Origin of the sequence: Pseudomonas agarici (assembly GCF_001543125.1) — a bacterium.
Lineage (GTDB): Bacteria > Pseudomonadota > Gammaproteobacteria > Pseudomonadales > Pseudomonadaceae > Aquipseudomonas > Aquipseudomonas agarici.
This window is the reverse complement of sequence record NZ_CP014135.1, coordinates 2,272,632-2,290,755: the sequence shown is the minus strand read 5'-3', so window position 1 is coordinate 2,290,755 and position 18,124 is coordinate 2,272,632. Positions and strand designations below refer to the sequence as shown.

The following is an 18,124-nucleotide window of genomic DNA, read 5'->3' as shown; positions in this document are numbered from 1 at the left end:
TCGGACCGCGAGCGGTGCGCGTGTGCCTAACCAACGTCGTTAGGCGGGGCGGAGTCCCGGGAAGCACGTGCTCGTACACCGATCGAATCCGAGGGGAGACCCGAATGAATTACAACTGGGACTGGGGCGTGTTCTTCAAGTCCACCGGCGTGGGCAGCGAGACTTATCTCGACTGGTTCATCTCCGGACTAGGCTGGACCATCGCGATCGCCGTCGTGGCCTGGATCATTGCATTGATCCTGGGTTCGCTACTCGGCGTGATGCGGACCGTACCCAATCGCCTGATAGCTGGCATCGCGACCTGCTATGTGGAATTGTTTCGCAACGTGCCATTGCTGGTCCAGCTGTTCATCTGGTACTTCCTGGTACCCGACCTGCTGCCGCAAAACTTGCAGGATTGGTACAAGCAGGACCTGGACCCGACTACCTCGGCCTACCTCAGCGTCGTCGTCTGCCTCGGCCTGTTCACCGCCGCGCGGGTTTGCGAACAAGTGCGTACCGGGATCCAGGCATTGCCACGCGGCCAGGAGGCGGCTGCCCGCGCCATGGGCTTCAAGCTGCTGCCGATCTACTGGAACGTGCTACTGCCTCAAGCCTATCGCATCATCATTCCACCGCTCACCTCAGAATTCCTCAACGTTTTCAAGAACTCCTCGGTTGCCTCGCTGATCGGCCTGATGGAGCTGCTCGCACAAACCAAGCAGACCGCCGAATTCTCCGCCAACCTGTTCGAAGCCTTCACCCTGGCGACGCTGATCTACTTCACCCTGAACATGAGCCTGATGTTGCTCATGCGCCTCGTAGAGAAGAAAGTCTCGGTGCCCGGCCTGATCTCCGTGGGGGGTAAATAATGGAATTCGACTTCAGTGACATCGTTCCGGCCGTTCCCGGCCTGTGGAACGGCATGCTGATGACCTTGCAACTGATGATCCTCGGCGTCGTCGGCGGGATCATCATCGGCACCATCCTGGCATTGATGCGTCTGTCCCACAGCAAGCTGCTGTCGCGGATCGCCGGGGCCTATGTCAACTATTTCCGTTCAATCCCGCTGCTGCTGGTGATCACCTGGTTTTACCTGGCGGTCCCCTTCGTGTTGCGCTGGATCACGGGCGAAGACACGCCGATCGGTGCGTTCACCTCCTGTATCGTGGCCTTCATGATGTTTGAAGCGGCGTACTTCTGCGAAATCGTCCGGGCCGGCGTGCAGTCGATCCCCAAGGGCCAGATGGGTGCCGCCCAGGCGCTGGGCATGGGCTATGGCCAGACCATGCGCCTGATCATCCTGCCCCAGGCGTTCCGCAAGATGACCCCATTGCTGCTGCAGCAGAGCATTATCCTGTTCCAGGACACCTCGCTGGTCTATACCGTGGGCCTGGTGGATTTCCTCAACGCCTCGCGCTCGAGCGGCGATATTGTCGGTCGTTCCAATGAGTTCCTGATCTTCGCCGGTCTGGTCTACTTCACAATCAGCTTTGCCGCCTCGCTGCTGGTCAAGCGTCTGCAAAAAAGGTTTGCCGTATGATCTCTATCAAGAACATCAACAAGTGGTATGGCGACTTCCAAGTGCTGACCGACTGCAGCACCCAAGTCAAAAAAGGTGAAGTGGTGGTGGTTTGCGGCCCCTCGGGCTCCGGCAAGTCGACCCTGATCAAGTGCGTGAATGCCTTGGAACCCTTTCAGAAAGGTGACATCGTGGTCGACGGCATCTCCATCGCCGACCCTAAGACCAACTTGCCACAGTTGCGTTCGCGGGTCGGCATGGTGTTCCAGCACTTCGAGCTGTTCCCGCACCTGACCATCACCGAGAACCTGACCATCGCACAGATCAAGGTCCTGGGCCGCAGCAAGGCAGAAGCGACCCAGAAGGGCCTGCAACTGCTCGAGCGCGTCGGCCTGTCGGCTCATGCTCACAAGCACCCCGGCCAACTCTCCGGTGGCCAGCAGCAGCGCGTGGCAATTGCCCGTGCACTGGCGATGGACCCGATCGTCATGTTATTCGACGAACCGACTTCGGCGCTTGACCCAGAAATGGTCAACGAAGTGCTCGACGTGATGGTCCAACTAGCCCAAGAAGGCATGACCATGATGTGCGTGACCCATGAAATGGGTTTTGCCCGCAAGGTCGCCAGCCGCGTGATCTTCATGGACCAGGGCAAGATCATCGAAGACTGCAACAAGGACGAGTTCTTCGGCGATATCAGCGCCCGCTCCGACCGTGCGCAGCACTTCCTCGAAAAAATCCTGCAGCACTGAAACGACACCGCTCCCACCACAACGCCATAGCTGTATGAGAGCGGACATTGTGGCAGCGCCGATTACGTGGAGGCCTGACCTCCACGTAATCGGCGCGGCTACAGGTTATGCGTACATCCCGATCATTGTTTCCACAAGAAAGACGATCTGGTTGACCCAAGGCACCTGTGATGAAATGCGACCCTAATTCCTATCGCTCGACGCCGCCATCACTCGCCGTGAAACCTCGCCTGATTCGCCACCTATTCCTGCCGCCCCTGGTCATCCTGCTGATGATCGGCCTGGGTTATGCCGGCTATCGCATCAGCGAACACTACGGCATTCGCACCCTCAGCGAGAGCGGTGAACGGGCCTTGGAACTGCATGCGCGTACCGTCGAGAGCGAGATCAGCAAGTACACCTATTTGCCCAGCCTGCTGGAGCTCGAATCCAGCGTCTCGGCCCTGCTCAAGGACCCCGACGCCGAGCACCGCCAGACCGTCAACGAATACCTCGAAGGCCTGAATCGCCGCAGCCGCAGCCGCGCTATCTATGTTCTGGACACTACGGGCCGGGTCCTCGCCACCAGTAACTGGCGCGAGGCCGACAGCTACCTGGGCGAAGACCTGTCGTTCCGCGCCTACTTTCAGGACGCCGTGCGTGGCCAACCTGGACGCTTCTACGGCATCGGCAGTACCCTCGGCGAACCGGGCTACTACCTGGCCCACGGGCTTGAGGATCAAGGCAAGATCATCGGTGTGGCGGTGATCAAGGTCCGCCTCGAAGCCCTGGAAGAACGTTGGAAGCGGGCGCGACTGGAAGCCTTCGTCAGCGACGAGAACGGCATCATCATTCTCTCCAGCGACCCGACCCGGCGCCTCAAATCGGTGCGACCGCTGACCCCAGAGATCAAAGAACGCCTGGCCCGCAGCCTGCAATACTACTGGTGGCCGCTAAACGAACTGCAGCCACTGGCCCGCGAGCGCCTGGCCGAAGGGGTAGAGACTCTGACCTTCCCCGCCAACAGCGAGGTGGCCAAGGAAGGCGACAATGTCAGCTACCTGGCCCAGACCCGTGGCCTCGCCGATACCCCCTGGCATTTCACCCTGCTGACACCGTTGCAGGATCTGCGCCGGGAGGCAGCCAACCAAGGCAGCCTGGTGGCCGTGGCGTTCGCCCTGGTAGCGTTCCTACTGATCGCCTGGAATGAGCGACGCAAAGTGATCGCGACCCGGTGGGCCGCTCGCGAAGCCTTACAGGAAGCCAACAACCAACTGGAACGCAGAATCACCGAGCGTACCGTCGACCTACGAGCCAGCAACGAGCGCCTCAAGGATCAGATCCGCGAACGGCGCCAGGCCGAGGAAACCCTGCGCCGAGCCCAGGACGAACTGGTTCAGGCCGGCAAACTGGCCGCCATCGGCCAAATGTCCACCAGCATCGCTCATGAACTGAACCAGCCGTTGGCGGCATTGCGCACCCTGTCTGGCAATACCGTGCGCTTCCTCGAACGCGGTGAATTGGAGACAGCCAGTACCAACCTGCGAACCATCAACGAGCTGATCGATCGCATGGGTCGTATTACCGCCAGCCTGCGCTCCTTCGCCCGGCGTGGCGATGACAAGGGCGAAGCGAGCCTGGGCAAGGCCATCGAGGCGGCGCTGCAGGTCCTCAATAGTCGTATCGAAGCTTTGCACCTGGAAAGCCATCGCAACTATGACGATGTTCAGTTGGCGATCGACCAGACGCGCCTGGAACAGATCCTGGTCAACCTGATTGGCAATGCCCTGGATGCCATGCAGGCCCAGCCGCTGCCGAAGCTGTGGCTGGAGGGTGACTTCGTCGAAGACAAGTATCGCCTGCTAGTGCGCGACAACGGGCATGGCATTGAGCTTAAGGCACGCAAGCACCTGTTCGAACCCTTCTTCACCACCAAGCCCGGGGAACAGGGCCTAGGGCTGGGGCTGACCCTTTCCGCGAGCCTCGCCGCAGCCGCTGGCGGCCAACTGGGAGTGGAACACCCGGCCACCGGCGGTACCGCTTTCGTCCTCCATTTACCGCAGGTCAACCCTACCAAGGCCGAGCCGATATGAACAACGATCTGACCGTCCTGATCGTCGAAGACGATCCCCACGTACTGCTCGGCTGCCAGCAGGCGCTGTCTCTGGAGGATATTCCCAGCGAAGGTGTCGGCAGTGCCGAAGAGGCCTTGGCACGGATCGGCGACAATTTTCCCGGCATCGTCATCAGCGATATCCGTCTGCCGGGTATCGATGGCCTGGAGCTGCTGACCCGCCTCAAGGCCCGCGACCATAGCCTGCCGGTGGTGCTGATCACCGGCCATGGCGATATTTCTATGGCCGTCGGTGCGATGCGCAGTGGGGCCTACGACTTTATGGAGAAACCTTTTTCTCCCGAGCGCCTGGTCGATGTCGCCCGCCGGGCCCTGGAACAACGCGGCTTAGCGCGGGAAGTCTGGTCGTTGCGGCGACAACTGGCCGAACGCGACTCCCTTGAGGGGCGGATCATCGGCCGCTCGCCGGCCATGCAGAACCTGCGGGAGTTGATTGCCAACGTCGCCGACACGTCGGCTAATGTGCTGATCGAAGGTGAAACCGGAACTGGCAAGGAACTGGTCGCCCGCTGCCTGCACGACTTCAGCCGCCGCCAGTCGCAACAGTTCGTCGCTCTCAACTGCGGCGGCTTGCCGGAAAACCTCTTCGAAAGCGAAATTTTCGGCCACGAAGCCAATGCCTTCACCGGTGCCGGCAAACGCCGGATTGGCAAGATCGAACACGCCCACGGCGGCACGCTGTTTCTCGATGAAGTGGAAAGCATGCCGATTCCGTTACAGATCAAGCTGCTGCGGGTCCTGCAGGAACGTACCCTGGAGCGCCTGGGGTCGAACCAGAGCGTGGCAGTGGACTGCCGGGTGATCGCCGCTACCAAGTTTGACCTGGATGAACGAGGCAGGGCCGGCGAATTTCGCAGCGACCTCTATTACCGCCTGAACGTGGTCACTCTGGAGCTACCGCCGCTGCGCGAGCGGCGCGAGGATATCCTGCAACTGTTCGAGTACTTCCTGCAACAGTCCTCGTTGCGCTTTGACCGCACTGCGCCGGAGCTGGACAACCAGACCCTCTCGAGTCTGATGAGCCATGACTGGCCGGGGAACGTGCGCGAACTGCGCAATGTCGCCGAACGTTTCGCCCTCGGCCTGCCGGCCTTCAAGAAACCCGGCGCACAAAGCAGCGGCGGCCTGGGCTTCGCCGAAGCGGTCGAAGCCTTCGAACGCAACCTGCTCAACGATGCCTTGCTGCGCAGCGGCGGCAATCTGACCCAGGCCAGCCAGGAACTGGGCATGGCCAAGACCACCCTATTCGACAAGGTCAAGAAATACGGCCTGAGCCACTGATATGGATCTGTTCTTCAAGGCCGTGCTCGGCGCGCTGGTCGTGCTGTTGCTGGCCACCCTGGCGAAGACCCGCAACTACTACATCGCGGGCCTGGTTCCGTTGTTTCCCACCTTTGCCCTGATCGCTCACTATATCGTCGGCAAGAATCGCCCGATGGAGGACCTGAAGACCACCATCGTGTTTGGCATGTGGTCGATCATTCCGTACTTCATCTACCTCGCGACACTCTACGTGGCCCTCGACCGACTGCGCCTGGAACTGTCCCTGGCAGTGGCCCTGCTGGCGTGGCTGATTACCGCGACGCTGTTGGTGAGCCTCTGGTTGCGCTTGCACGGCTGATTCGACCACGCGTGCCGAGGCGCCACACGGAGTGATCGAACACCAGCAGATCGACAGCCTGGTGGGCGGATCCAGGTGGACAAGATCATTCACCCAAGGCACGCCGTTGAAGGCCTCAGGCCTTTGTGGACTCGGCAATGATCTGCCGGATCGCCCCGACAAAGGTTTCCACCGGCTGTCCGCCACTCACCGCATATTGATCGTTGAAGACGATGGTCGGCACTGAACTCACCCCACGCGATATCCACAATTGCTCTTGTTCACGGACCTCGGCGGCATATTCCTCAGAGGCGAGAATGGCCTCGGCGCGCTGGCGATCCAGGCCCACGCTCTCGGCGACCCGGCTCAACAGGGTGTGATCGGAAGGATCCCCCTGGTCGGTGAAGTACGCCTTGAACAAGGCTTCCTTGAGGTTGTACTGACGCCCTTCCAGGCCGGCCCAATGCAACAATCGATGGGCATCGAAAGTGTTATAGATACGGCTGTCGCCACGGGTCATGAAACTGAACCCGACTTGCGCTCCCCGCTCGCGAATCATCTCGCGGTTTTTTTGCGACTGCTCCGGCGTCGAGCCGTATTTTTGGGTGATGTGCTCGGTGATGTTCTGCCCTTCGGGCCCCATCTTCGGATTCAGTTCGAACGGCTGGAAATGAATCTCGGCCTGGACCTCACTGCCCAACAAATCCAACGCCTCGGACAGCCCACGCAGGCCGATCACGCACCAGGGGCAGGACACATCACTGACAAAATCGATTTTCAACGGGATACTCATGACAAACCTCACAGGCTCGAACGCGCCGGAAAGTTTGCACGATACACCTGCCTCAGAGCTGCGCCCAGTGGCTGATGTCCTGCTGGTGCTCGCGCAGATATGGCAGCACCGCCGCCAGCAATGGCGCCTTGAACGCCTCTTGGAAACGATGGGCCAGCCCCGGAATCAGTACCAGCCGGCTGCCCTGGATATGCGCCGCCAAGTGCACGCCGTGCATCACCGGCAACAACGGATCGGCAGTGCCATGCACCACCAGGGTCGGCACCCGTAACTGATTGAGCAAGGGCACACGACTCGGTTCGGCGAGAATCGCCATGATCTGGCGCTTGACCCCATCCGGATTGAAGGCTCGATCATAGGACGTCGCCGCCTGCTGCAACAGCATGTCCCGGTCATCGCGGACCTTCGGACTGCCCAGCGCCGCCAGCAGATCGGCCTGCTGTTCGATCGCCACCTGGCGACTCGGCGCGCTACGCCGCGACAGCAACTGCACCAGGGCCGCATTCGGCGCCGGCAGGCCTTCGGCACCGGAGCTGGTCATCACCAGAGTCAGGCTCTCGACCCGTTGTGCAGCCATGGCCGCCACACGCTGGGCGATCATGCCGCCCATGCTCGCGCCAAGCACATGAAACCGCTCAATCTGCAAGGCATCCATCAACCCCAGCGCGTCGCCGGCCATATCGGTCAAGCTGTACGGCGCCGCCACCGGTAGGCCAAGCTTATAGCGCAAGACCTCGAAGGTCAGGTTGGCACTCGCGGGCGCCTGTCGCCAGCTCGACAAGCCAACATCGCGATTGTCATAACGAATCACCCGGAAGCCTTGCCGGCACAGCGCGACCACCACCTCGTCAGGCCAGTGGATCAATTGTCCACCCAAGCCCATGACCAGCAACAAAGCCGGATCCGAGGCGCGACCGATACTCTGATACGCCAGACTGACCTGATCCAGGTCGACATACTCGGTTGGAACATTGACATCACATCGAGCAGCCGCAAAAGACGGCAGGCCGAACAACAGTGCGGCCAGGAAAATAACTACACGCATGAAAAAACACCGAAACGCAGAACCCCAATAGAGCGCGAATCTGATGAAATTTTTTCAAGCGCGCTGCCACACTTCAATGACAGTTTGATGAAGATTGCCCAGTGGTATTTTTCCGCATGACCGGCGACGCTCGCGCCAGCCGTAGCACCCTTATCGACAGTCGCCACCGTATGAGACAAACTCACCCCTAGCGCACTCACTACAAAGTTTATTCATGGAGTCCCTGGTGCTGGAAATCCGTCACTTGAAAACCCTTCACGCCCTGCGTGAATCCGACAGTCTGGTAGAGGCTGCCGAGCGCCTGCACTTGACACAATCGGCGTTGTCCCACCAGTTCAAGGAACTGGAAGAGCGCATGGGCATGCCGTTGTTCGTGCGCAAGACCAAGCCGGTACGCTTCACCAGCGCCGGTTTGCGCCTGCTGCAACTGGCTGATGCGACTTTGCCGCTGCTGCGCGGGGCGGAACGGGATATCGCGCGACTGGCCGGCGGCACCGCGGGACGCTTACATATGGCGATCGAGTGCCATAGTTGCTTCCAATGGCTGATGCCGACCATCGACCAATTTCGCGATGCCTGGCCGGAAGTCGAACTGGACCTGGCCTCCGGATTTTCCTTCGCGCCACTGCCGGCCCTGGCACGCGGCGACCTGGATCTGGTGGTAACCTCCGACCCGCTGGAATTGGTCGGTATCACCTACGTCCCGCTCTTCACCTATGAGGCGATGCTCGCGGTCGCCAACCAACATGCCCTGGCAAACAAAGCCTATATCGTGCCCAAGGACCTGCTCAAGGAAACCTTGATCACCTACCCGGTGGAACGTGATCGACTGGATATCTTCACCCGGTTCCTGGAGCCGGCCGATATCGAGCCGGCACAGGTACGTACCTCGGAGCTGACGGTGATGATGATGCAACTGGTGGCCAGCGGTCGGGGTGTCTGCGGCATGCCTCACTGGGCACTGCATGAATACAGCTCACGGGGTTATGTGAAGGCCAAGCGGCTAGGAGACAAAGGCCTGTTCGCTACACTGTACGCAGCCATCCGCGCGGACATGCTCGATGCCCCCTATATGCGCGACTTTCTGCTGACGGCCAAGGACACGTCGTTCTCGACCCTCGATGGCGTCAGCGCGGTCCGCTAGGGCCAACCCAGCAACACAGGGGGCTGGCGTCGCCGGCTCAACCGAGACGCCTGCACCCGGCGATAAACTCGCGGTTCAAGCGGTACGACGTTGTTCGAGCATCAGGCACACGGCCAGTTCAGCCCGCAAGAAGCCCATGAAGCAAGCTTCCTTTCGCTCAAGCCGTTCGAGCAAAGCTCAGGTCGCCTGCTCCAGCACCACCTCCTCCTCGGGCAGCTTGACGAAGACGCTGTACTTCGCCCTTTCCATAGCTTCGAAGCCGATCAGCTTCTCTACCAGTTGCGCGCTCAATACCTTGCCGGCATTGAGCAGTAGCATGCCGTTGTCGGCATTGAGGTTGCGCGCCAGGATCATTCCCGCCGACAACTCGCGGGTGCCCAGGACCTTGACGCTCGGATCAGCGGCGGTCACATCGCTCAGATGGTCGGCACAGACCTTGACGAACGCCTCGACCAGCTCCGGGTCGTATAGGCGCCCCGCATACTTGCGGATAAATACCAGCGCCTCATCGCTGTTCAAATGCCGTTCGAGAATCAGCCCGCGCTGCAACTCGACAAAGTCGACGACCAGTTTCAGCACCCGTGCGCCAAGGGGAATCGCTTCGCCCTTGAGGTGATCGGGGAAGCCGCTGCCATCCCAGCGCTCCTGATGATGAAGAATCAAGCGGGCCGCATCCTGCATGGGCTCCAGCGTCATCAGCAATGATTCGCTCTGCTTCGGATAGCCGCGATAACGCTCACGATCGGTATGGTGCAGCAGGTCCGCTGGCGCGCCCATCATGCCGTCGGTCCAGCTCATCTTGCCGATATTGTGCAAGGCAGCCGCCATGGCCAGGTTGCGACTATCGGTCTCGTCCAATTCATGGGCCTTGCACCAGGCCCGCACCAATTCAATGACCGCTCGATTGGTCTGCTTGTCTTGGGGCAGGCGCCACTCGACCATCCGCGAAAACACCTCGGCGGTCACGGCATAGCTGCGCTTGAGTTCTTCATAGGCCAGGTCGAGCATATCGGCGGTCTGCTGGATTTCGCTGGTGCGCGCCAGCACGCGTTTTTCCAGGGACGCGTTGAGCGATTGCAACTGCCTGTTCTGTTCTGCGGCCAACACCTGCAAGCGCTGGCGCTCATTTTCCGAGTGCTGGAACACCAACGCCTGGCGTATCGTCAGCAGCAGTTCTTCGTCGTTCCAGGGTTTGCTGATATAGCGATAGATCTGCCCCTCGTTGATTGCCTTGATCATCATGTCCATGTCGGCGTAACCGGTCAGCAGGATGCGTAGGGTCGATGGATACAATTGATGAACGCGCGCCAGTAGCGTCGCGCCATCCATATTCGGCATGCGGGCATCGCTGATGATCAGGTCGATAGGCTGCTGGGCCATGATTTCCAGAGCCTGGGCCCCGCCATCGGCCAGAAACAGTTCATAGGGCTGGCCGCGCAGCAGGCGCCGCAAGCTGTTCAGAATCGACGCCTCGTCGTCGACCAACAAAACACGGGGTTTGGTCACGGCACCGGCAGTGGATTCATCCATGGAACACCTCATGTCAATGTAGGGACTTCGTTTGCGAGACCTTTGGACGACGGACAATACCGGTCTTCGCCATAAGGGTAGATACTTTATCGCCACTACGACCGTCGCTGACACAAGTATTTCAGCATGTCAGCGCAAGCCGATCTATGCTTCAGGGAGTCGAGCGCGCAGTCGCCGTGTAGTCAACCGAGAAAGGATTTCTGCATGCATTCGGTATATTTCGACCTTCATATGCTCCAGGATTGGCAATGAGCAGCATGGTGCCCCGTATCAACCGCCGCATTTTGGTTATCGATGACACGGCATCCATCCACCAAGACTTCCGTAAGATTCTTTGCCCTTCTGTCGTCGAAGACGATCTGCAATCGGCTGAGTCAGCCTTGTTCGGCGCCGTCATCACCCGTTCGCAATACGTTTTCGAACTGGACTCGGCCTTCCAGGGCCAGGAGGGCCTGGTCAAGGTCGAACAAGCATTGGCCGGGAATCGCCCCTATGCCATGGCCTTTATCGACATGCGTATGCCTCCGGGTTGGGACGGCCTGGAAACCATCGAGCGGCTCTGGCAGGTCGACCCCAAGCTGCAGATTGCCCTGTGCACCGCCTACTCTGACTACTCGCTGGAGGACATGAGCGAGCGTGTCGACATGGGCGATCGCCTGTTGATTCTGAAAAAGCCGTTCGATGCGATCGAGATCCGCCAGCTAGCCAGCGCCCTGACCGCCAAATGGCAAATGACCGAAGAGGCGGCGCTGAAAATGGATTTGCTCGAACAGGCCGTCGAGGAACGCACCCGCGAACTGTCCGATGCCAACATCATCGTTCAGAACAGCCCGACCATTCTCTACCGCCTGCGGGGCGAGCCGTCGTTTCCGCTGATGTACATCTCCCACAACATCACCAAGTTCGGCCATGTGGCCAAGGATTTGGTGGGCTCAGACGATTGGCGCCAGGTGCTGATTCATGCCGAGGATCAGACCAAGGTCGACACGGCCATGGCCCGGGTACTGGACAAGGGCGCCCAGGGTGCGTCCATTGAATACCGCCTGCGCACCGGCGACGATCAGTGGCGCTGGGTCGAGAACCGCTACGTGCCGGTACGCGACAGCGAAGGTCGCCTGTTGGAAGTTGAAGGCATCATCATCGATATTACCGAGCGCAAGGTGGCCGAGGAAAAGATCGCGCTACTGGCCCGCACCGACGGGCTCACCGGACTGGCCAACCGCTCGACCCTGATCGAGCGCCTGCATCAGAGCTTCGCGGCCGCACAGCGCGGCGCCTCGCCGTTTGCGGTGTTCTACCTCGACCTGGACCACTTCAAGCGGATCAACGATACCCTGGGTCATCCAGTAGGTGACCTGCTGCTTCAGGAAGTGGCGCGACGGTTGAAGAGCTGTACCCGCGAAACAGACCTCGTGGCGCGGCTCGGCGGCGACGAGTTCGCCGTGCTACAAACCGAAATGCGCGAGCCGGCCGTTTCCGGGGCGCTGGCGGCGAAAATTCTCAGTGCCTTGGTCGAACCCTACCACCTCGATGGCAACGAGGTACGGATTTCCGCCAGTATCGGCATCAGCACCTATGTGCAGGACATTGACAACGCCGACACCTTGCTGGTTCAGGCCGATATGGCGCTCTATCGTTCCAAGGAAAACGGTCGCAACCAGTACCACTTCCACTCCGAGGAGATCGATCAGGAAGTCGCCGACCGCGTCGCCATCGCCAATGACCTGCGACAAGCCATCGCACACAACGAACTGGAACTGCACTATCTGCCCGAAGTCGACCTGGCCAGCGGCAAGATCCTTGGCATGGAGGCACTGGTACGCTGGAACCATCCCGAACGTGGCCTGCTCAGTCCCGATGCTTTTATTCCGGCTGCGGAAAAGACCGGCACTATCGTCGCCCTTGGCCACTGGGTGCTGGACCGGGCCTGCCAGCAGATGCGCAAATGGCGCGACGAAGGTATAGCGCCCCCAGTGATTGCGATCAATCTGTCGCTGGCACAACTCAAGAGCGGCGGCGAATTGGTTCACGACGTCATCGAAACCACCGCTCGATGGGGCCTGGTGCCCGCCGACCTGGAGTTCGATGTCACCGAAGCGACTCTGGCCCAGACCAAGTGGACGCAGAACGAGGTGCTGCCGCGCTTGCGCGAGCTCGGGGTGAAGATCGCGATTGACGATTTCGGTACCGACTACTCGTCGTTCGACTACCTCAAGACCTACCAGGTCAATCACCTGAAACTGGCGCAGTCGTTTATCCATCACGCCACCCAGGACCTGGAGAGCGCCGCCACCTTGCGCGCCATCATCAACTTCGCCCGGGAGGTAGGTATCGGCATCATCGCCGAAGGCGTGGAAACCCTGGAGCAACGCAGCTCGCTGATTTCCACCGGCTCACCGATGAACGCCCAGGGCTATTACTTCAGCAAGGCTGTCAACAGCCAGCACGCCTCGCAACTGTTGCACAAGGGCAATATCAATCCGCAAACACCACTCGACCGCGAGGTGCAGTGATGGATGCCCTAACCGGTGCCGCCAACCGGCGCATCCTGATCATCGACGATACGCCCTCGATTCATCAGGACTTTCGCAAGATCCTCTGCCCCACAGCAGAGCACGCGCCGGGCCTGGACACGACTGAAACCTTGCTGTTCGGTGTCTGCAAACACCAGCACCAGACGTTTGAACTCGACTCAGCGTACCAGGGACAGGAAGCCCTGGAGCGGGTGACACTCGCACAGGCCGCCCAACGCCCCTACGCCATGGCTTTTATTGACATGCGCATGCCGCCCGGCTGGGATGGATTGGAAACCATCGAGCGGCTCTGGAGGGTGGCTCCAGATTTGCAGATCGCCCTCTGCACCGCCTATTCGGACTACTCGTGGGAATCCATGGCCGAACGCCTGGAATTCGGCGATCGACTGCTGATCTTGAAGAAGCCGTTCGACAGTCTGGAAATCCGCCAGATGGCCAGTGCCCTGACCTGGAAATGGCAACTGACCAAGGACATGGCCATGCGCATGTGCGATCTGGAACGGACAATCGAGGAGCGGGTGCAGGAGTTGTTGCAGGTCTCGCGCCTGCTGCAATTCGATGTGCTGACCGGGCTGCCCAACAGCACGTTGCTCGGTGGCCGGCTGGGCCAGACGATTGCGCGTGCCCGGCGTCAAGACGAACAGGTCGCGGTGATGTTCCTCGGCCTGGACCGCTTCAAGCGCATCAACAATGCGCTCGGTCATCCGGCCGGCGATGAAATGCTCAAGCATGTGGCCCAGTGCCTGACCGGAGCATTTTCCCACCCGGACTCGGTGTTTCGCTACGGTTCTGATGAATTTGTCCTGGTACTGCCCGATATTGCTGCCTCCCAACAAGCCAAGGACATCGCCGAAAAAGTCCTCAGCGCCATCACCGCGCCCCTCGAAGTGGCCGGCCACGATCTGCGGGTCACCGCGAGCCTGGGGATCAGTCTCTACCCCGGCGATGGCCTGGATGCGCTGAACCTGATCAAGAAAGCCGAAACTGCCATGCGCAACGTCAAGGAACACGGTCCGAACAATTTCGGTTTTTTCATCGAAGACATGAGCCTGCGTGCCCGCGAGCAGCAGTCTATCGAATCGGGCATCCACCGAGCCCTCGAACGCGACGAATTCGTGCTGCATTATCAGCCCAAGCTGGACCTGGCCAGCGGCGTCGTGGTCGGGGCGGAGGCATTGATCCGCTGGCGGCACCCGCAGCGTGGCTGGGTCTATCCGGGCGAATTCATCCCCGTGGCCGAAGACTGCGGCCTGATTGTCCCACTCAGTCGCTGGGTCTTGCGCCAGGCCTGCACCCAGGCCAAAGCCTGGCAGGAGGCTGGTTTATCCCCGATCATCATGTCGGTCAATGTCTCGGCCATCGACTTGCGGCAGCGAGATTTTCTGGCTGGGGTCGAGCAGGCGCTGGGAGACACCGGCCTGGATCCGACGCTACTGGAGCTGGAAATCACCGAGAGCGTCCTGATGCAGAACGTCGATACCACCCTCGAGGTGTTGCATGCCATCAAAGCACTCGGCATCCGCCTAGCCATCGACGACTTCGGTACCGGCTACTCAAGCCTGAGCTACCTGCGACGCTTTCCCATCGATGTACTGAAAATCGATCAGTCGTTCGTGCGCAACGTCAGCAGCAACGGCAGCGACGCGGTGCTGGTCAAGGCAATCATCAACCTGGGCAAGAGCCTGGATCTGAATATCATCGCCGAAGGCGTGGAAACCCTGGAACAACTGGACTTTCTCAAGGCCAATCACTGTGGGGAAGCCCAGGGTTATTATTTCAGCAAGGCCATCGAAGCCGGCGAATTCAGCCGTTGGTTAAAGGACCCGCGACGCCAAGCGCCGGAACATGACTGATCGATCCCCAGCCGTAGGAAGCATGCGATGTCAGCCTCTGGAACGCTCCTGCTACTGCTCTGCGCAACGCTGTGCCTGCCTGTCCTGGCGGCCTCGCTGGACGAACCGCTGAAACCCGTGCCAGAGATTGCGCAACAAGATCCTCGTCGCGTGGAATTGGGTCGCCAGCTATTCAATGAAAAACGCCTATCGATCAACAACAAGCTGTCCTGTGCCACCTGCCATCAACTGGACAAAGGCGGCGCCGACGACAAGCCGCTGTCGCTCGGTTTGCATGACACCCGCGTCGCCGTCAACACGCCCACCGTGTTCAATGCCGCCTTGAACTTCCGGCAGTTCTGGAACGGTCGCGCCGAAAGCCTGGAAGCCCAGGCCGACGACGTGCTGCAAAACCCGATCGAGATGGGTAACACTTGGCCGAACATCATCGACACTCTGGTCAAGGACCCTGCCTACCTGGCGGCCTTTCGCGACGCTTACGCCGACGGCGTAACGGTCGACAATGTGCGAAATGCCCTGAGCACCTACGAACGCACCCTACTGACCCCCAACTCGCGCTTCGACCAGTACCTAAAGGGCAACACCGACACCCTCAGCCTCGACGAAAAATACGGCTACCAACGCTTCAAGGACTACGGCTGCATCGCTTGCCACCAAGGGGTGAATATCGGCGGCAACATGTACCAGAAATTCGGCGTAATGGGCGACTATTTCAAGGCCCGCGGTAATCCGACCCAGGCCGACTTGGGACGCTACCTGGCCACCGGTGCCGAGGAAGACCGCTATGTGTTCAAGGTCCCCAGCCTGCGCAACGTAGCCCTCACCGCGCCGTACTTTCATGATGCCTCGGCCAAAACCCTCGATGAAGCGGTCACGGTGATGTTCACCTATCAACTGGGGCGTATCCCTTCCGATGAGGACAAACGTCTGATCATCCTGTTTCTCAAGACCCTTACCGGCGAATTGGGAGGCAAGCCGCTATGAAGCTCAAACGTCGCCCGTGGAACCAGATGCTCTTGCCGTTGTTGACCCTGGTGCTGTCGTCGGCGCTGGTATTTCTCTACCTTATGTCCCGTGGCGAAGGCACTCAGGACTACTCCGGCGCCCGCGATCTGGTCGCCCAGGTCAAGCAACTGGACGCCCGCTGGGACACGGAGATCCTCAAGGCCAGAGTTGCACTGACACGCAACTACGATGCGCTGATCAAGCCCCGCAGCGACATGCAGGAACTGCTGCACGCGCTCCAAACGCAGGAACTGGTACACAAGCGCGATACCTCCGACGCCTGGAAGGATCGCTGGGGCACCCTGGAACAGGCCCTCGCCGAGAAAACCCGGCTGGTCGAACAGTTCAAGTCGCACAATGCGGTATTGCGCAACTCGCTGGCGTTCCTGCCAACGGCTGAAGACGACATCCAACGCCAGCTCAGCGGGCTCGAAGACTACGACAAGCTGATGCTCCAGACCACCTCCAACGATATCTACGACCTGCTGCTCAGCACCCTGGAGTTTGCCCAGACCGCCACCCAGGAACACTCCAACAGCATCCTACTGGGCATCAATCAGGTCGGCGTGGACCAGCGACGCCTGCCTGCGACGTTCAAGGCACCCATGGATATCCTGCTCAACCACGTCCAACTGATCCTGCGCGAGCAGCCTCTGGTCAACACCTTGCTTGACGATATCGCCGCCGTACCGGTTTCCGAGAGCCTGAATGCCATTACCGATCAACTGAACCAGGATCAGCAAATCACCGACCGCATCGACCGGCAATACCACCTGTACCTGCTGATCTTTTCGGCGCTGATGGTCGTCCTATTGCTGTACCTGGCCACCCGGCTGCTTCGCAGTTATGCACAGATCAACCAGATCAACCGGGATCTGCAAACCGCCAACGAGCACCTGGAGCAACGGGTGGAGGAGCGTACCCGCGAGTTGCGCGAGGCCCAGAGCGAACTGGTCGACGCTGCCCGCCAGGCCGGTATGGCCGAAATCTCCACCAACGTCTTGCACAACGTCGGCAACGTGCTCAACAGTGTGAACGTCTCCGCCGACCTGGTGATCCACAAGCTGCGTGCCAGCAAGGCACTGGGCCTGAGCAGGGCGGTCGCGCTGATGAACGAGCATCCCGACGACCTGGGCGAGTTCCTCACCCATGACGACAAGGGCAAGTTACTGCCGGGCTACTTTAACCAACTCGTCGAGGCCATTGCCGCGGAACAGCAAAGCATGGCCGAGGAACTCGGCCAGTTGGGCAAAAGCGTCAACCACATCAAGGACATCGTCTCGACCCAGCAATCCTACGCCGGTGCTTCGCGCCTCGAAGAAGCCGTGCACATAGGCGATCTGCTCGAGGATGCATTGCGCATGAACTCCGGCGCTCTGACCCGGCACAATGTCACCGTGATCCGCGACTATGAGGATGTGCCCCGGATCATGGCCGACAAGCACCGCATGCTACTGATCCTGATCAACCTGATCAGCAATGCCAAGCAAGCGATGTCCAAGTTATCCGACCGGGCTCGCAAGCTCACCCTGCAAGTGCGGGTGATCGAAGGTGCAACCCTGCATATCAGTGTCAAGGACGACGGCGAAGGTATCCTGGCGGAGAACATGACACGCATCTTCGCCCACGGCTTCACTACCCGCAAAGACGGCCACGGTTTTGGCTTGCATAGCTGCGCGCTGGCCGCGATCGAGATGAACGGGCACTTGAGCGTCCATAGCGACGGCCCTGGCAAAGGCGCGATCTTCACCCTTGAACTACCCTTGAAAATCGCCGTGGGGGGCTCATGACACCACACTCCAATCGTCGCATCCTGCTGGTGGACGACACACCGTCGATCCATGATGATTTTCGCAAGATACTGCTGCCGGTGCAGGGCGATAGCCCGGATCTCGACCTGATGGAGGCCGCGCTGTTCGGCCACGAGGTCAAGACCGGTACCAGCCAGCCGTTTGAACTCGACTCCGCATATGGCGGACAGGAAGGCCTGGCCAAGGTCGAGTATGCCCTGGCCCACGAACAGCCTTATGCTCTGGCGTTCGTCGATATGCGCATGCCCCAAGGTTGGGATGGCGCCGAAACCATCGAGCACTTGTGGAAAGTCGACCCGAACCTGCAAGTGGTGGTCTGTACCGCTTATACCGACTATTCCTGGGAGGACTTGCTGAAGCGCCTGCATGGCCACGAGCGCCTATTAATTCTGAAAAAGCCTTTCGATAATATCGAAGTCCAACAACTGGCCAATACCCTGATC

General features: G+C 60.0%; 14 protein-coding genes. 11 read left to right on the top strand and 3 right to left on the bottom strand.

Translation table 11 applies throughout. The features are described 5' to 3' along the window. The first annotated feature begins 104 nt into the window (after positions 1-104). From AWM79_RS10115 to AWM79_RS10090, 6 genes are all read left to right on the top strand, one after another. Positions 105-851: an amino acid ABC transporter permease gene (locus AWM79_RS10115; protein ID WP_017131289.1), complete on the top strand. Its 747-nt coding sequence runs from the start codon at positions 105-107 to the stop codon at positions 849-851. Further along, a complete protein-coding gene (locus tag AWM79_RS10110; RefSeq protein WP_017131288.1) occupies positions 851-1,522 on the top strand; it encodes an amino acid ABC transporter permease in 672 nt (223 codons plus the stop codon). The genes AWM79_RS10115 and AWM79_RS10110 overlap by 1 nt, the downstream gene beginning before the upstream one ends. Then, positions 1,519-2,253, top strand: a complete 735-nt coding sequence (locus AWM79_RS10105; protein ID WP_017131287.1) for an amino acid ABC transporter ATP-binding protein — start codon at positions 1,519-1,521, stop codon at positions 2,251-2,253. Before AWM79_RS10110 ends, AWM79_RS10105 begins: the two co-directional genes overlap by 4 nt. A gap of 170 nt (positions 2,254-2,423) precedes the next feature. After that, positions 2,424-4,325 carry a two-component sensor histidine kinase AauS gene (aauS, locus tag AWM79_RS10100; protein WP_017131286.1) on the top strand — a complete coding sequence of 634 codons (1,902 nt, stop codon included), beginning with the start codon at positions 2,424-2,426 and terminating at the stop codon, positions 4,323-4,325. Positions 4,326-4,369: 44 nt separating this feature from the next. After that, a complete protein-coding gene (aauR, locus tag AWM79_RS10095; RefSeq protein ID WP_244159651.1) occupies positions 4,370-5,647 on the top strand; it encodes a two-component response regulator AauR in 1,278 nt (425 codons plus the stop codon). Position 5,648: 1 nt separating this feature from the next. Further along, positions 5,649-5,987: a GlpM family protein gene (locus tag AWM79_RS10090; protein ID WP_060782752.1), complete on the top strand. Its 339-nt coding sequence runs from the start codon at positions 5,649-5,651 to the stop codon at positions 5,985-5,987. A gap of 115 nt (positions 5,988-6,102) precedes the next feature. Here the strand turns inward: AWM79_RS10090 and AWM79_RS10085 are convergent, their stop codons facing one another. Together AWM79_RS10085 and AWM79_RS10080 are read right to left on the bottom strand one after the other, a co-directional pair. Then, complete coding sequence (locus AWM79_RS10085; RefSeq protein ID WP_060782751.1) at positions 6,103-6,759, bottom strand: DsbA family oxidoreductase; 657 nt, start codon at positions 6,757-6,759, stop codon at positions 6,103-6,105. Positions 6,760-6,811: 52 nt separating this feature from the next. Further along, positions 6,812-7,804 carry an alpha/beta fold hydrolase gene (locus tag AWM79_RS10080; RefSeq protein ID WP_060782750.1) on the bottom strand — a complete coding sequence of 331 codons (993 nt, stop codon included), beginning with the start codon at positions 7,802-7,804 and terminating at the stop codon, positions 6,812-6,814. A gap of 226 nt (positions 7,805-8,030) precedes the next feature. Between AWM79_RS10080 and metR the strand changes: the two genes are divergently transcribed. Then, positions 8,031-8,948 carry a transcriptional regulator MetR gene (gene metR, locus AWM79_RS10075; RefSeq protein WP_026013097.1) on the top strand — a complete coding sequence of 306 codons (918 nt, stop codon included), beginning with the start codon at positions 8,031-8,033 and terminating at the stop codon, positions 8,946-8,948. Positions 8,949-9,125: 177 nt separating this feature from the next. Here metR and nosR read toward each other — a convergent pair whose 3' ends face one another. After that, positions 9,126-10,478, bottom strand: coding sequence for a response regulator c-di-GMP phosphodiesterase, NosR family (gene nosR / locus AWM79_RS10070; RefSeq protein ID WP_060782749.1), 1,353 nt, complete (start codon positions 10,476-10,478; stop codon positions 9,126-9,128). A gap of 248 nt (positions 10,479-10,726) precedes the next feature. On the opposite strand from nosR, the gene AWM79_RS10065 reads away from it, so the two are divergent. Genes AWM79_RS10065 through AWM79_RS10050 form a run of 4 tightly spaced genes read left to right on the top strand, consistent with a single transcriptional unit; the run spans position 10,727 to position 17,660 of the window. Continuing rightward, on the top strand, positions 10,727-12,991 hold the full coding sequence (locus tag AWM79_RS10065; protein WP_017131279.1) for a GGDEF/EAL domain-containing response regulator: 2,265 nt from the start codon (positions 10,727-10,729) through the stop codon (positions 12,989-12,991). Continuing rightward, on the top strand, positions 12,991-14,865 hold the full coding sequence (locus AWM79_RS10060) for a putative bifunctional diguanylate cyclase/phosphodiesterase (protein WP_060782748.1): 1,875 nt from the start codon (positions 12,991-12,993) through the stop codon (positions 14,863-14,865). The genes AWM79_RS10065 and AWM79_RS10060 overlap by 1 nt, the downstream gene beginning before the upstream one ends. Positions 14,866-14,892: 27 nt before the next feature. Beyond that, positions 14,893-15,849 (top strand): cytochrome-c peroxidase, encoded by a 957-nt coding sequence (locus AWM79_RS10055; RefSeq protein ID WP_060782747.1) that lies wholly within the window; start codon positions 14,893-14,895, stop codon positions 15,847-15,849. After that, positions 15,846-17,660 (top strand): DAHL domain-containing protein, encoded by a 1,815-nt coding sequence (locus AWM79_RS10050; protein ID WP_060782746.1) that lies wholly within the window; start codon positions 15,846-15,848, stop codon positions 17,658-17,660. Before AWM79_RS10055 ends, AWM79_RS10050 begins: the two co-directional genes overlap by 4 nt. Positions 17,661-18,124 lie beyond the last annotated feature (464 nt).